This is a genomic window from Natronoarchaeum sp. GCM10025321 (assembly GCF_042663585.1).
In the GTDB taxonomy this organism is placed as follows: Archaea; Halobacteriota; Halobacteria; order Halobacteriales; family Natronoarchaeaceae; genus Natranaeroarchaeum.
In genome coordinates this window covers 2409303-2423570 of record NZ_JBHTAN010000006.1, presented here as the reverse complement: position 1 = coordinate 2423570, position 14268 = coordinate 2409303, and the positions used below count along the sequence as shown (strand labels likewise).

The following is a 14268-nucleotide window of genomic DNA, read 5'->3' as shown; positions in this document are numbered from 1 at the left end:
TTCAGACCGTAGGGGAAAAACATTGCCGTTTGTCCCTGATAGTTTCTGCTCTTCGTCGAAGAAATGACTGCTCGACACCGTCGAATATGGGATTTTCAACGGTGTAACGTGTAGCTAACTGGGAATGGAACCGACTCGGCACCTACTCGCTCCGGACGAGTCTCCAGGCGGAGTACGCAGTCAACACCAGCGTCAGCGTCAGCGATAGCGCGAACCAGATCACTGCGGTGAGACCGGCGTACAGCAGCGGATTGTGCGTTGTCTGGGCCGGCGCGATGACGAAGGCCACGTACAGCAGTATCGACAGGACGAAACTCGCTGCGACCGAGAGTTTGGCGTTACGTCCGACGCCCAGCGCGGCCGCGAACCGTTTGGTCCCGTCGTGATCGGGGCCGGTATCGGCGCTTTCTATCGGTTCCTGAGACACGCTATGATGTAGGAACGGCCCCCACTAATCCGCGTCGGTTTCTGCAGGAGTTCGACGCTCAACTCTCCGCCGCGTACGCCTCGAACTCCTCGCCGAAGAGCAGGAAGTAGCCTGTCCCGACGAGACCGATCACCGTCGCAATCGAGAAGGCCAGGACGGGATCGCCCTCGAACAGCACCTCGCCGGTCAGCGGGTTCGAGAACCCGTCCCAGATGAGGCCGCCCAGCGCCGCGCTTGGAATGACGACGACGTTTCGGAGCAGATAGTACGCCCCTGTGACGCGCCCGCCGGTCCCCTGCTCGGCAGGCCCGACGATCAGCGCCTTGTGTGCAGGCAGTCCCGCGAACCGGAGTCCGGAAAATGCAAAGAGTACGGCCAGTGCAAGGGCATTTTGAGGAGCCTGAATGAGCAGTACCGGGAAGACGGCGTAGACCAGAAAGCCCGCGGCGACGACGGGTTTCAGCCCGACGCGTTCGGCGATTTTCGCCGCCGGAATCATCACCAGCAGGGCGACGAACATCTCGAGGCCGAGCAGGATGCCGAAGTACGCCTGCGGCGAGAGCGAGACAGTACCGAGTGTCGGCAGGGACAGCGAGAGCCCGACGTCCAGAAACTGCGTGACGACGAGCACGAAGAAGATATAGACCATCCCGTTAGCAAAGCGTACGAGGATGTCGCCGACGAGCAGCGGGCGAAGCGGACCGGGCAGGTTTCGAAGGTCCTCGCGTAACTGTGCGAGTCCCTCGAACTCCTTGCCGAAGCTATCGTCGGTGGCGTCGTAGAGGCGATGCTGGGCGAGCGTTCCGAGCACGCCGAAGCCGATTGCGACCAGCAGGATCAACTGGAAGGCGAATACGACGTCGTCCGCGGCGCTGGTGAAGGGCGCGAAGATGGCGGCCGCGATCAGTGGGCCGACGAGAAAGGCCGTCCGGCGAAAGCTCTCGGTGCTGGCAAAGCCCGCGGCCAGTCGCGAGGGTGGGACGGCTTGCTTGACGATGGCGTAGGTCGCGCCGAGGCCGAAGGACTTCCACGCCTGCGCAAGTACGAGTCCGAGGAAGATGGCGACAATCGACAGCGAGACGGGACCGACCGTGACATCCAGCAGCGGCGCGGCGAGCCAGATACCGAACCCGAGCGTCGTGACGAGACCGAACGCCGTCAGCGCGTACCGCGAGCCGATCCGATCGGATATCGCACCGCCGGGGTAGGGGTAGACCGCGCCGATGATGTTGCCGAACGTGCCGTAGAGGCCGATGACGAGCGCGCTCGCACCAAGCGCGCTCATGTACTCGGCCATGTATCGCCCGGTCATCTGGAAGCCGAGACTAAAGGCGAACATCGCCAGCGAGAGGACGAGGACGTCCCGTTCCAGCGCGAAGAACTGTCTGAACGGGTCGAAAACGTCGGGTTCGGCCTCCGCAGTGTCCTCGGCTGCCATACACGTTCGATTTCGACACCCCTTCGTGAAGTGATTTCGGTCGCCGGCAACCCCATTCATCGGCGACTCGAACTTCTCTCAACCACAAGAGGTTCAAACCAGGACGACACAGCAAGTGGTGATGCGTTTCGCGGATCGCCGTCTCGCCGTGCTCTCCCTTCTCGCCGTCGTACCGGCGGCGCTGTTGACCTCCAAAACCGCGGTACTCGGCGCGGTTGAGACGCTTGCGGCGGACCCGCTTCTCTTCGGTGGCGCCGTGGTACTCCTCTATCTCTTCCGCCCGCTCGTCCTGTGGCCGACCACACTGGTCGCGGTGGCCGTCGGCTACGGGTTCGGCATCGCGCTGGGGTTTCCGGTCGCGCTTGCGGGAGCAGTCCTCACGTCGGTTCCGGCCTTCTACGCCGGCCGGTGGGTCGCCGCGGGGTGGAACTGTGGTGTCGTCGCGCGACTCGCGACGGCTGGAAGCCGCTTTTTCGACGCGACCGGCGACTTCCGTGGCGTCGTCGCGGGCCGACTTGCACCCGTCCCTGCCGACGCGGTCAGCGCCGCTGCCGGGATGGGCAACGTCCGACTACGAGTGCTCGCGGGCGGCGTGCTGCTCGGCGAACTCCCGTGGACGATGGCGGCCGTCGTCCTCGGTAACTCGTTCCATACGATATCGACGGCCGGCCTCGGCGGCGTCGGGACGCGACTGGGGGTCATCACGACGCTCGCCGCGATGGTTTTGCTCGCCGGCCCGGCCTACGAGCATCTCGTAGAGAGTCGCCGTTCGGTCGGGAACCGCTCTCAGTAGAAGGTGTCCGCACAGTCGAAGATCACGCCATGCTGGGGACAGACGTACTTGCAGTGGCGGTGGTACATCGCCGTCCCGCACCGGGGACAGGGCCGGCCACCGTCGCCCGTCTCGGCTCCCTCGTCGACGTCATCTGCCATACCCTGCCGTTCTCGCTCCGGCGACAAGATTCTTCGCTCTCTATCATCGGCCGTCGCCGCAGTCGCGGTTCGTGAGCCCCGACAGGACCCCTCAGTCGCGACTCGGCAACCGCGTCACCCGCCCCGGCGTCGTATTGAACCGCCAGACACGCCGGCCTTCCCGGGCCGGAAAGACGCGGTCGATCTGTCGCAACCCCGCTTTCACGCAGTCCCACCAGGTCTCGCTCGTCTCGTAGCCTGCGGGATACTCCTCGTACAGCGCCTCGATGAACTCGTTGCGTTTGGCCTCCTCGCGGTCTCGCAGGAAGACCAGCGCCGCCCCGACGGCGATCCGGCGGCGCTCTATCAGCGTCTCGTCGTGGCCCGGCACCTCGATGGCGTCGAGGTCGGTGATCGCTTCGCCGGGGCGTTCGCCGTCGTCGAGGTCGGCCGGTAGTTCGTAATCGAGGCCGCTTTCGGGGCTTCCGTCGAACGTCTCGCCAGTCTGGCGGACTGCCGACCGGGCGAATGCGTCGAGGCGTTCGTTCTCGACGCCGGATAGCTCAGTAGCGAGTTCGTTCACCGAGTCGTCCTGGATCCGCGCGGTTCGGGGTTCACGGACTGGCTCCCTGCTCTCCTCCGGTTCGGTGCCGGTCGTGAGGGCGTCCCCATCGAGCGCCTCGGCTTCGTCGGCGTCGTCGAGTTTGGCTTCTAGCTCCTCGACGCGCTCGGTAAAGGCAGAGAGCACCTGCTCGCGGTCCGAGCCGACTTCGATGTCGGTCCGGTGGTCGACGACCCAGCGGAGATACGCCTCGCGGGATTCGAATCCCAGCAGCTCTCGTTCTGTATCGAGGCTCTCGGCGAGCGACTCAGAGACGTCCAGATGGATCGTCGGCATCTGTCGGTCGTATGCCGGGTAGGAATAAAAAAGCGCGTCAGACGATGTTACGTCAGCACTCCGACCAGCCGCAGGACTCGCAGGTCTTGCAGCCTTCGGAGTAGTGCAGCGTCAGCGAGCCACACTCGGGACACTCGGGGCTCTCGCCCGCATCGATGAGGTCCTGTGAGGCGTCGGATTCCTGGACCTGTTCGGTCGCGCCGTCGGGCGTCCCGACGTCGAGTTCCGTCCCGCTCTCGGCGTCGACGCCGCCGTCGGTCTCGCGAGCCTCCTCTTCGAGTTCGGTCAGACTTTGTTGCTGTGGGTACGCCTTCTCGATTTCGCCGTCGAGATAGCGCCGCATCGCGGTGCCGATGGCGTCCGGGATGGACTGGATCTGTTCGCCCTTGTCCCAGGCGACCTTCGGCGAGCGGATGCCCTGCAGTTCGTCGGCGATCTCCTCGGGGTCGACGCCCGACCGAAGCGCGGTCGAAATCGTCTTCGCGAGCGCCTCGGTGAAGGAGGCGGTGAAGCCGCCGGAGTTGCCGATGTTGGCGAATAGCTCGAACGGACGCTCGGCCTCGGGATCCTCGTTGATGTTGACGTAGAGTTTCCCGTAGCCGGTGTCGATGCGCTGGGTGACGCCGTGGAGCACGTCCGGTCGTGCGCGCTTGCTGGCGTACTCGCCGTCGACTTCCTCGCCGTCGGCGATGCTGAGTAGCTCTTCGACCTCCCGGTCGAGCGCGGCCTGGACGTCCTCGTTCTCGAGGAAGCCTTCGAGTCCGCCGAACACTTCCTCGATCTGCTCGACGAGGGCCGCCGCGGCCTCCTGCTCGTCGGCGAACTCGGCGTTCTGTGCACGGGTCGTCAGTACCTGCTTCGAGCGGGTACCGTCGCGGTAGTAGGTGACGCCCTTGCCACCGTTATCGTAGACCCACTCGAACACTTCCTTGGCGTCCTCGGTGGTCGAGTCGTTCGGCGCGTTGACGGTCTTCGAGATGGCCGAGTCGACGCCAGTCTGGCAGGCACACTGGATCGCGGCGTGCTGTTTGGCGGTGAGGGCACCGGTCGTCACGAACAGTTCGCCGATGGCGTCCGGGACGGTGGTCAGCCCGTCCACGCCGTCGAACTCGTTGGTGGCCATCTGCTCCTGGGCCTCCTCTTTGACGGCGTCGACGTCGATGCCGTTGTCCTCCAGCGTGCGGAGAAAGTAGTCGTCGAACTCGACGAGCATCTCGTCGCCCTGGACGTCACCGGAGACGTTCTTGTAGAAGGCGACGTTGTAGATCGGTTCACAGCCACCGGTCGTGTTGCCGATCATCGAGGTGGTGCCGGTCGGCGCGATGGTCGTCGTGTTGTGGTTACGCATCGGGAAGCCGTCTTCCCAGTCGTCGGCGTCGAGGCCGGTCTGGCGCTCGAACCACTCGCGGTACTCGGTCGGGTTGGCGTACTTCGAGTCCTCCCAGTCGGCGAAGGTACCGCGCTCGGTGGCGAGTTCGTGGGAAGCGTTCTTCGAGCCGTGGTTGATGTGGGTCATCAGCTGGCTTGCGACCTCGTTCGAGGCCTCGCTCCCGTAGGAGATGCCGAGCTGGATGTATAGCTGGGCCAGTCCCATAATTCCCAGTCCGATCTTACGCATCTCGCGGACCTTCTGCTCGATCTTGTCGACGGGGAAATCGGACATCGTGACGACGTTTTCGAGGAAGCGGGTGCCGTATGCGATGCGGTGATCGAGCTCCTCGAAGTCGATGGCCTCGTCGAGGAAGGCATCGATTGCGGCTTCCTGACTCGCATACTCGTCGCCGTGGTTGTCGTACCAGATTCGCCAGTCGGGGGCGTCCTGGGCTGCGAGCGTCGAGAGGTTGATGTGGCCGAGATTACAGGCCTCGTACTCCTCCAAGGGTTGCTCACCGCAGTTGTGAACTACGAGACCGTTAGCGACGAACGAGTTCGTGTCAGGTTCGGTCAGGTCGTAGACCGCTTCGTGGCCATCATGTTCGACCGACTCGACGGTCGCGTCGAAAGACTCGCTGTACGGACCACGATCGTAGGCATCGAGCCGTTCATCGAGGGCTTCGTTCTTCGAGTCGATCATAAACCCGATCTCCTCACGGAACCGAACGAGATCGTCCTTCGAGATCAGGAGATCGTGATCGGCCTGACGCTCGTACTCTGCCGTACCACCGTTGCCGTCCGGCATCTCCTGTAGACCCGCTTCGTGACGCTCTTCGTAGATCTTACTGAAGATGCCGAAGTTCAGCAGTAGGCGCTGGACATCTTTGAGCAGGTCGGTCTCCGTGCTCGTCAACCGTACCGAGACGCCCTTTTCGACGTTGCCTTGCACACCACCATCGGCGGTAAACAGCGCCCGAAGGAACTCCTGAGCTATCTCTTCGCTACCGCGCATAACGGTGTCGGGGACCTGTAGTTTGTTCTCCGTAAGCCCGGCCTGTTCGGCGAACTCGTAGAGCCGGGTCGAACGGATCCGTTGCTCGATCGCCTGTGGACCACGATACTCCTCGTCCCGTGAAATATCGTTGACGCCGATCTCGTAATCAGCGTTACCCGTCGGCTCACGCACGATCGTATTAGCGTCGTCTGCGAACTGTTCGGAAATCTCGGAGTCTTCGTCGTAGAAGTTGAGAACGGCGCGCTCTTCGTCGTGTTTGAGGTGGCCGTCTCCGACGAGCCACCCGAGCACACGACCCTCCTCGGCGCTACCGTGCTGTCCGAATTCACCTTTGCGATTCTGGACGTTGACGGTATCACCTGCATCGAGGTTCTGAGCTTCGATCCAGCCATTATCCGTCATTACGCGGTGATCTGCGGTCAGACGTAGCTCGTATCCTTCCTCTGTTGTTAGCTTGTAAACGTCCTTTTCGCCAGTCTTGTAGACACTGGATGCTTCTTTTACGCGGTCCTCGCTGAGCCGCCCGTCGACGACGACATCACGCGCAACGCCTTGCTCATACAGTTCTTCAGCCGGAACAAGCCCGTTTTCGGTGCTAATCAACGTCTCTCCCGTAACACACGGGTTCGTCGCGAGGATGCGGTGGTCGGGGTGTTTCTCGACGTCGAAGGAGTGCCGTTTGTTGACGCGTTCGAGGTAGATGACGCCCGGTTCGCCGTTCTCGTGTGCGCCCTGGATGATCCGCTCCCAGATCAGTTCTGCGGGGATCGATAGCACTTCGCCGGCCTCGACATACTCGCCGAGGTCGAACATCTCGTAGAGTTCGACGGTCTCCGGCGTCGCGATGTGAGGCTCCTCGGTCCGGGGGTTCGTGAAGGTGAACTCCTCGCCGTTCTGTAGGGCCTCCATGAAGCCGTCGGTGACGCCGACGGAGATGTTGAAGTTCGAGAGGTGCCCCTCGACGGCGTTCCGGAGATGCTTGGGCACTTTACCGTCCTCGTCGATCAGTTCACGGGACTCCTCGAGCGCCTCGGCGAAGGAGTTGTGCGTGAAGTCGTCGGGGTCGTTCAGGCGAAGCGTCTCGGCCAGCGAGACGTCCTTGTTCTTGGCGTGAATGAACTGGATGACGTCGGGGTGGGAGACGCGCATGACGCCCATCTGTGCGCCGCGGCGCGCGCCGCCCTGTGCGATCGTCTCGCACATCTGGTCGTAGGTGCGCATGAAGGTGATCGGCCCCGATGCGATGCCGCCGGTCGAGCCGACCGGATCGCCGTAGGGGCGGAGTTTCCAGAAGGCATAGCCCATGCCGCCGCCGCTCTGGAACACCTGTGCGGCTTCCTTGGCTGTCTGGTGGATATCGTCGATGTCGTCCTCGGGCGAGTCAACGAAACAGGCCGACAGTTGCTGGAGTTCGTCGCCGGCGTTCATCAGCGTCGGCGAGTTCGGCATGAAGTCGAGATACTCCATCATCTCGACGAACTCGTCGGAGACGTCCTCGACGTGCTCGCGGATCTCCGTCGGCAGTTCGGGAACGATGGTTTCGTACGCGAACTTGTTGACGTTGTATACCGAAAGCGTCGTCTTGGCACTGCTCGCGGTTTCACCGCTCGCATGTTCGGAGGCCTCCTCACTGTCGGCCTCCCAGTCCTCGGCGGTCGTTCCTTTGCCGAACACTTCGGCGGCGAGTTCGTCACGACGTGGGTGGTCAGGTTTGAGCTGATCGGGTGTAACCGTGATCTCGGTGTCCTGTTTCTCGGCCTCGAACACCGCCTCGGCCAGCGCGACGTTCTCGCCGACGCGCTCGAAGAGGCCCTCGGGCGTCTCGATGAGTTCGCCATCGGCGTCCTTGCGCAGGTATCGTGCGGGCAGGATGTTGTTGTAGGCGTTCCCCGTTAGTCGGTCCTCGAGGGTATCGCCTTCCGTGCGTTTGATCGGAAGCGTGAGTTCGTCGGCGGAGAGCTCCACATCGCTCATGCGGCGCTCACCATCGTCGAATCGTCGTGCTGTCTGGCATTTTTGTAATTTGTGTGCGTCATAGTTCGGGGTAATCGGTGACGGACCATTGCTACTGATTCCATCCTCATAAAACGACTGAATCGGGACGTGTTTGCACTAATACAACTCTAGTTTCACAGATGGCTCTCCGGTTGGATCTGAGTGCGACCACTGTCCCTGTCAGTCGCCGGTCCGGGTCTGTACGTACAGTAGCGTGGCGGCATATTAATACTAGGTCATTCGCGGTGAAAGTGATATCGTCTCCAGCCGTCTCGACTCCCTCTGTGGATTTTACTTTCGGTAGGCTGGGACTGCCCGGACGTACCAGATGCCTCCCACAAAGGTTATCATGCGTGCTGAACTGTTAGGTTCCATGCTCAGTTCGATTGCAACGTCGATGCTGCCGGCGGCCTTCGACGCCGTGCCCTCCAACCCGCTAGCGCAGGCGTTCGTCGGCCTCGCCCTTCTCGCGCTCGTAACGATTGTCGGTCGGTTTCTCCTCAGTCTCGCCTGGAAGCTACTTCTGATCGCGACGGTCGTTATCGGTGTCCTCTATGGACTGACACTCGTCGGAATCTAGAGGCTCTCGAGGAAGTTCTCGATCAGGTCGTGGCCGACGCCGGTTAGCACGCTTTCCGGGTGGAACTGGACGCATTCGATCGGATACTCGCGGTGACGGATCCCCATCACGAGTTCTTCTCCGTCGTGTTCTGCGGTCGCCGTGACCTCGAAACAGTCCGGTACCTCCGTCGCGATCAGCGAGTGGTATCGCCCGCCGCGAAATCCCTGGTCGAGACCGGCGAAGACGCCAGTCGCGTCGTGGTCTATCGACGACGCTTTGCCGTGGATCGGCGATGGCGCGCGTCCGACCGTCCCGCCGTACTCGTAGACTGCCGCTTCGAGACCCAGACAGACGCCGAGCGTCGGCACTTCCGGGCTGACGTCGCGGAGCACGTCCATCGTAACCCCGACATCCCGGTCGTGTTTCGGGTGACCGGGCCCGGGACTGATGATGATCGCGTCCGGTTCTTCGTCCCGAACCGCCGCTGGTGAGGCCGTATTTCGCAGGATAGCGGTGTCGGCGTACTCGCTGACGTACTCGACCAGATTGTAGGTGAACGAATCGAAGTTGTCGATGAAGAGGACTTTCGGCCGGTCTTTCGCCGTCGTCCCCGTCGCCTCGGTTGCGTCGCTCATCGGCGTACCTCCGAGGCCGCCTCTGCTTGCTCCTCGATCCGATCGATTGCCGCCAGGACGCCGCCCATCTTCTTTTCAGTCTCCTCGTACTCGGCGGTTGGCTGGCTGTCGGCGACCAGCCCTGCGCCCGCCTGCACGGTGATCCGGTCCTCGTCGCCGTGTTCGATCGTTGCGGTCCGAATGACGATCGCCATGTCGGCGTCACCGGTCCACGAGAAGTAGCCGACGCCGCCGCCGTAGATTCCCCGAGGTTCGCGTTCGAGGTCGTCGATGATCTCCATCGCGCGGATCTTCGGCGCGCCCGAGAGCGTTCCGGCGGGGAACGAGGCCCGCGTCGCGTCGAAGGCATCAGAATCCGCGGCCAGTTTCCCGGTGACAGTGCTCTCGATGTGCTGGACGTGCGAATACTTGAGGACGTTCATGAACTCGTCGACGCGGACGGATCCGGGTTCGCTCACCCGCCGGACGTCGTTTCGCGCCAGATCGACCAGCATCGTGTGTTCGGCCCGCTCTTTGGCGTCCGCGAGCATCTCTCCGGCCAGTCGACGGTCCTCGACTGGGCTCTCGCCGCGGTCGCAGGTGCCGGCGATGGGGTTCGCCTTCACTTCCTCGTCCTCGACCGAAACGAGCGTCTCGGGGCTCGCGCCGACGATGGTCAGATCGTCGTAGCCGAGCAGGTACATGTACGGCGAGGGGTTGATCTCGCGGAGCGCGCGATAGAACCCGAGCGAATCGATATCGCCGTACAGTTCGCGCTTTCGGGAGACGACTGCCTGATAAACGTCGCCGTCGAGGACGTGCTCTTTCGCCGCGCGCACCGCGTCCTCGTACTCGTCCTGCGGGCCGGCGACCTCGCGGTCTCGGATGAACGGTCCGCAGTCGGGGTCGCTCGCCCCGTCGAGGAGTTCCTCCACGCGTTCGGCCTCCGTCACGAGGTCCTCGTAGATAGCGTCGACGTCGTCGTCCTCGCGCACGACCGGCGTGAAGACGAGCGAGAGCGTTCCCGCGACCTCGTCGAACACCAGCGTCTTCGTGTTCAGGACGAACTGCGCGTCGGGGAACCGGGAGTCGGGCCGCTCGACGCCGACGGACTCGTACTCCTCGTCCGTCGAGCCCTGACTCTCTTCGCTCGGCAGGACGCCCACGTCGTCGAGCCAGAGATCGTAGACGGCGTCGTAGGCGAGAAAGCCGACGAGTCCCCCGTCGAGTTGGCGGCGGTCGCCGTTCTCGAACCCGGCGAGGTCGGCGTCGGGGAGCGCCGAACGCAACGAGTCGGTCGCGTCCTCGCCAGTCGGGTCGATCAGGTCGCCGTAGCGCTCGTCGCCAAGCACCTCCACGTCGGTTTCGTCCGGGTCGACGGTCACGACCGCCGCGGGGTCGTAGCCGACGAAGGAGTAGCGTGCGTGTCGATCCGCCGACGCGCTGGCCGGCCGGAAGGCCCCATCCGGATCGCTGGAGGCCGTCTTCTGGGCGCTCTCCAGCAGGAAAGCGTAGTCGGCGGGGGCCGTCTCCGTTGTCCGGCCGGTCAGCGCCGCGTAGGCCGACAGCGGCGAGACGTCGAGGTCGAGGTCGACTGCCGTCCGGACGACAACTGCGTCCGCCCCGTCGCCCTTGACTGCATCCGAGACGTGCTGTCCAAACTGCGCGCTGTCGGGTGTGAGTTCCGTCATGCTATCGTCTCCATCCCTTCGGCCGCGTTCGCACGGGCGACGAACCGCGCGACTGCGTCGGGATCTTTCCGTGAGTCGTCCTCGCCTATCGTCTCGCGCTCGACGCCGCTCGCGACGTCGACGCCGTACGGTTCGACGGTCTCGACGGCCGCGGCGACGTTCTCGGGCGTGAGACCGCCCGCGAGAATCACCGGGGCATCGAGTTCGGCGGCCACTGTGGCGGTCCGGTCCCAGTCGTGGGTCTCGCCGGTGCCGCCGCCACCCTCGCCGTCCGCGGAGTCGACGAGCAGCGCATCGACGGCATCGACGTAGCGCTCACAGCGTTCCGGTTCGTCGGCGTCGACTGCCTTGACTACCGTCGCCGGGACCTGCTCCGTCACCGTCGCCGCGTCGGCGGGCGAGAGGTCGCCGTGTAGCTGGACGGTGTCGGGCTGGATCCGCTCCGCGAGGTCGACGGCGCGCGCGGCGCGTTCGGGCATCGTCACCAGCACCGTCGAGGCGAAGGGTGGAACCTCGCGTACGAGGTCTGTGGCCCGGTCGACCGTCAGGTCGCGCGGTGTATCGACCGGCACGTCGACGATGAACCCCAGTGCGTCAGCGCCGGCGTCGACGACCGTCTCGACGTCCTGCTCGCTCGTCAGTCCACAGATCTTGACCCGCGTCATACGCCGGTCCGTAGCTGTTCTAGCTTCTCGGCGGCGGCACCCGACTGGATCGCCTGTCGGGCGGCGTCGACGCCGGCTTCGAGCGAGTCGGCCTCGCCCGCGACGTAGATGGCCGCGCCGGCGTTCGCCAGGATGATCTCACGTTTTGCGCCCTGCACGTCACCCTCGACGATTCCGCGCATATCGGCGGCGTTCTCGCTCGGCGTTCCGCCCGAGACTGCTTCGATGGGGTGAACGTCCAGCCCGAGATCGGCGGGCGTCAGCACGTACTCCTCGATCCGGTCGCCGTCGACCTCCGCGACGGTCGTCTCGTCGTGGACCGTGATCTCGTCCATCCCCGCACCGTGGACCACGAGCGCGCGTTCGACGTCCATCTGCGCGAGCGCCTGGGCGAGCACCGGCACGAGGTCCGGATCGTAGACGCCGACGATCTGGGCGTCCGCTCCGGCGGGGTTCGTCAGCGGCCCGAGCACGTTGAAGACCGTTCGCATCCCGAGTTCCTTACGCGGGCCGATCACGGCCTTCATCGCGGGGTGGAACACCGGCGCGAGCATGAAGCCGATCCCGTCGGTCTCGATAGCTCCCTCGACGGCTGACGGCTCCGCCTCGACGTCGACGCCGACCTCCTCCAGCACGTCGGCACTGCCGGAGTTCGACGACACCGAGTAGTTGCCGTGCTTGGCGACGGGGACGCCGGCCCCGCTGGCGACGATGGCGCTCGTCGTCGAGACGTTGATCGTGTCGTAGTCGTCGCCGCCGGTGCCGCAGGTGTCGACCAGCGGCGTCCGGTCGGGCGTGATCGTCCGCGCGGCGTCGCGCATCCCCTCGGCGAAGCCCGCAATCTCGGTCTCAGTCTCGCCTTTCGAGCGGAGCGCGGTCAGCAGGGCACCGATCTGCGCCTCCGTTGCGTCCTCGAACACGGCGCTCGCCGCCTGCCGTGCTTCCGTCTGTGTCAGGTCCTCGCCCTCGGTCACACGTTCGATGTAGTCTTGCATTAGAGGTCACCAATGAACTGTTTAGTCTTACAATGTACAACTTCGTACACTAACTTAAGCGTGTCGCACTCTCACCATGTGGTGATTCCGCACCCGGCGGCCGAATCCGAAACCTTCAATTGTGTCCCCGGGATATCTGTGAGTGCAGAAAGAAGCGCACCAGACGGGGTTTGTGGTCTAGTCTGGTTATGACACCTCCTTGACATGGAGGAGGCCGGCAGTTCAAATCTGCCCAAACCCACTCCAATTCTCGCGCCGCTCACCTTCGAGCGGCGCGTGTTTGAATTACGTGCAGGCATTTTGAACGAGAGAACGCCGAGTGCAACGAGGCGTTCGCGTTGTTCAAATCTGCCCAAACCCACTTTTCCGAACGCTACTCGACGAGCGCAGGCTCTCAGTCTTGAACCCCCACAGGCTCCTCCACCGATTCACCCCCCATCTCTCCACGCTCTCCGAACTCCTCCAGTCGCGCCTGACGCATCCCCACCGACTCCCCGGCGAGCGCGTACGGTAGCAGAATCCGCACCGCGTTGAGCACGAGGATCAGCAGGATGGGCGCGAGAAAGAGCCCGTAGAAGCCGAAGACGACGGGGCCGACGACGTACGAGAGCAGCAACAGTCCGGTGTGGGTCTCCGCACCGCTGATGTGCGCCCGGATGAAGAAGTCGGGGATGAAGTCGACGAGGACGCCGCTGACCGCCAGCAGTCCAGCGACCGGCAGGAGCAAGGAGAGGTCGCCGGCGGTCCAGGCGTTCACCGCGAGCAGGCCGACGACGGGGACGTAGACGAGTTTGATGCCGACGACTGGGATCAGGCTCCCGATGCCGGCGAGTGCGGCGACCAGTCCCGCGTAGGGAATCTCTATCGTGGGAGGAGCGAACAGGTTGTAGCCGTAGAACGTGACGAGGGCGACGATAGCCGTGATGAACACGTTTACGATGTTGCCAAAGAGCGTCAGCGAGAGGTCGGGGTCGACGGCCTGGGCGTACCGTCGGCCGACACCGGACTCGTCGTAGGTCGTGAATAGCCAGTCGACGAGTTGGGGGCCGTCGACCAGCATGTAGTAGGTCAGCACGACGAGGACGAGGAACTGGACGATTGCGCCGCTAACGAGGCTGATGACTACCCCGAGATTCGCCAGCAGGACGCCGATCGAACCGGGCGTCGCTGCGTCGGTTAGAAGCCCCTGCAGTTGGGTCAGGTCCAGGGCGGCGAGGTCGCTCCCCTCCAGTACCTGCTGGAGATAGCTTGCCTCGACGTCGTAGGTCATGAGAAAGTCCTGCGTCTCGATGGCGACGATAGCGAGGGTGTAGCCGATGAGGAGGACGAACGGGATTCCGAATAGGACGAGCGCGAGCATCGCGCGGACCCGTGTCGGGAGGTCGAACCGGGCGAGCGACCGATGGATCGGACGGACGGCGTAGTACAGAAACACCGAGAACACGAGGACGGCGAGAAACGAGTAGGCGACGTACGCGACGAGCACGAACAGCGCGGCGACGAAGCCGCCCACGAGCAGTCGGCGGCCGAACGAGCGATCATAGTTCATTGGTTCGACATAGACACACCCAGTATTTTATTCTCACGCCGAATCCGGCAGGGCCGAGTCCGGACGTTCGTCGACGACGGCGGAGAGCACGCTCCCCCGATCTATAGTTTAGCTGTATTGTCCCGGCGCGACG

General features: G+C 63.8%; 12 protein-coding genes, 1 tRNA gene and 1 pseudogene. 3 read left to right on the top strand and 11 right to left on the bottom strand.

The genetic code is table 11. The annotated features are described in order from the left end of the window. Positions 1-142: 142 nt before the first annotated feature. Complete coding sequence (locus tag ACFQL3_RS15335; RefSeq protein ID WP_377055847.1) at positions 143-427, bottom strand: DUF7536 family protein; 285 nt, start codon at positions 425-427, stop codon at positions 143-145. 58 nt (positions 428-485) lie between these two features. Beyond that, positions 486-1865, bottom strand: a complete 1380-nt coding sequence (locus ACFQL3_RS15330; RefSeq protein WP_377055845.1) for an MFS transporter — start codon at positions 1863-1865, stop codon at positions 486-488. Between the two features lie 121 nt (positions 1866-1986). On the opposite strand from ACFQL3_RS15330, the gene ACFQL3_RS15325 reads away from it, so the two are divergent. Continuing rightward, complete coding sequence (locus tag ACFQL3_RS15325; protein WP_377055843.1) at positions 1987-2658, top strand: TVP38/TMEM64 family protein; 672 nt, start codon at positions 1987-1989, stop codon at positions 2656-2658. On the opposite strand, the gene ACFQL3_RS15320 is transcribed toward ACFQL3_RS15325, so the two are convergent. The 4 genes and pseudogenes from ACFQL3_RS15320 to ACFQL3_RS15305 form a co-directional block, all read right to left on the bottom strand. Further along, on the bottom strand, positions 2652-2798 hold the full coding sequence (locus ACFQL3_RS15320; protein WP_377055841.1) for an HVO_2523 family zinc finger protein: 147 nt from the start codon (positions 2796-2798) through the stop codon (positions 2652-2654). The two genes, ACFQL3_RS15325 and ACFQL3_RS15320, sit on opposite strands and share 7 nt — an antisense overlap. Positions 2799-2889: 91 nt before the next feature. Then, positions 2890-3675, bottom strand: coding sequence for a hypothetical protein (locus tag ACFQL3_RS15315; RefSeq protein ID WP_377055839.1), 786 nt, complete (start codon positions 3673-3675; stop codon positions 2890-2892). Positions 3676-3727: 52 nt separating this feature from the next. Next, a complete protein-coding gene (locus tag ACFQL3_RS15310) occupies positions 3728-7492 on the bottom strand; it encodes an LAGLIDADG family homing endonuclease (RefSeq protein WP_377057122.1) in 3765 nt (1254 codons plus the stop codon). A 39-nt stretch (positions 7493-7531) separates the two neighbouring features. Next, positions 7532-8038, bottom strand: a pseudogene (locus ACFQL3_RS15305) (ribonucleotide reductase N-terminal alpha domain-containing protein); the annotation flags it as partial. A gap of 394 nt (positions 8039-8432) precedes the next feature. Here ACFQL3_RS15305 and ACFQL3_RS15300 point away from each other — a divergent pair. Further along, the gene (locus ACFQL3_RS15300; RefSeq protein ID WP_377055837.1) at positions 8433-8639 is read left to right on the top strand and encodes a hypothetical protein; all 207 of its coding nucleotides are present in this window, start codon (positions 8433-8435) and stop codon (positions 8637-8639) included. On the opposite strand, the gene trpG is transcribed toward ACFQL3_RS15300, so the two are convergent. The 4 genes from trpG to trpD are packed head-to-tail and all read right to left on the bottom strand — an operon-like array spanning position 8636 to position 12586. Further along, positions 8636-9256 carry an anthranilate synthase component II gene (trpG, locus tag ACFQL3_RS15295; protein WP_377055835.1) on the bottom strand — a complete coding sequence of 207 codons (621 nt, stop codon included), beginning with the start codon at positions 9254-9256 and terminating at the stop codon, positions 8636-8638. The two genes, ACFQL3_RS15300 and trpG, sit on opposite strands and share 4 nt — an antisense overlap. After that, entirely contained in the window at positions 9253-10926 is a 1674-nt protein-coding gene (gene trpE, locus ACFQL3_RS15290) for an anthranilate synthase component I (RefSeq protein WP_377055833.1), read from the bottom strand. The genes trpG and trpE overlap by 4 nt, the downstream gene beginning before the upstream one ends. Continuing rightward, entirely contained in the window at positions 10923-11591 is a 669-nt protein-coding gene (locus ACFQL3_RS15285) for a phosphoribosylanthranilate isomerase (RefSeq protein ID WP_377055831.1), read from the bottom strand. The genes trpE and ACFQL3_RS15285 overlap by 4 nt, the downstream gene beginning before the upstream one ends. Continuing rightward, a complete protein-coding gene (gene trpD / locus ACFQL3_RS15280) occupies positions 11588-12586 on the bottom strand; it encodes an anthranilate phosphoribosyltransferase (protein WP_377055829.1) in 999 nt (332 codons plus the stop codon). Before trpD ends, ACFQL3_RS15285 begins: the two co-directional genes overlap by 4 nt. Positions 12587-12752: 166 nt before the next feature. Between trpD and ACFQL3_RS15275 the strand changes: the two genes are divergently transcribed. Continuing rightward, positions 12753-12827 (top strand) — tRNA-Val (locus ACFQL3_RS15275). Between the two features lie 153 nt (positions 12828-12980). On the opposite strand, the gene ACFQL3_RS15270 is transcribed toward ACFQL3_RS15275, so the two are convergent. Beyond that, positions 12981-14135: an AI-2E family transporter gene (locus tag ACFQL3_RS15270; protein WP_377055827.1), complete on the bottom strand. Its 1155-nt coding sequence runs from the start codon at positions 14133-14135 to the stop codon at positions 12981-12983. Positions 14136-14268 lie beyond the last annotated feature (133 nt).

Bases quoted from the DNA above. Each gene is read 5' to 3' on its own strand.
- ACFQL3_RS15330 (WP_377055845.1), bottom strand. From the start codon at position 1,865: ATGGCAGCCGAGGACACTGCGGAGGCCGAACCCGACGTTTTCGACCCG.
- ACFQL3_RS15300 (WP_377055837.1), top strand. From the start codon at position 8,433: ATGCTCAGTTCGATTGCAACGTCGATGCTGCCGGCGGCCTTCGACGCC.
- trpE (WP_377055833.1), bottom strand. From the start codon at position 10,926: ATGACGGAACTCACACCCGACAGCGCGCAGTTTGGACAGCACGTCTCG.
- ACFQL3_RS15270 (WP_377055827.1), bottom strand. From the start codon at position 14,135: ATGAACTATGATCGCTCGTTCGGCCGCCGACTGCTCGTGGGCGGCTTC.
- ACFQL3_RS15320 (WP_377055841.1), bottom strand. From the start codon at position 2,798: ATGGCAGATGACGTCGACGAGGGAGCCGAGACGGGCGACGGTGGCCGG.
- ACFQL3_RS15325 (WP_377055843.1), top strand. From the start codon at position 1,987: ATGCGTTTCGCGGATCGCCGTCTCGCCGTGCTCTCCCTTCTCGCCGTC.
- trpD (WP_377055829.1), bottom strand. From the start codon at position 12,586: ATGCAAGACTACATCGAACGTGTGACCGAGGGCGAGGACCTGACACAG.
- ACFQL3_RS15310 (WP_377057122.1), bottom strand. From the start codon at position 7,492: ATGAACGCCGGCGACGAACTCCAGCAACTGTCGGCCTGTTTCGTTGAC.
- trpG (WP_377055835.1), bottom strand. From the start codon at position 9,256: ATGAGCGACGCAACCGAGGCGACGGGGACGACGGCGAAAGACCGGCCG.
- ACFQL3_RS15285 (WP_377055831.1), bottom strand. From the start codon at position 11,591: ATGACGCGGGTCAAGATCTGTGGACTGACGAGCGAGCAGGACGTCGAG.
- ACFQL3_RS15315 (WP_377055839.1), bottom strand. From the start codon at position 3,675: ATGCCGACGATCCATCTGGACGTCTCTGAGTCGCTCGCCGAGAGCCTC.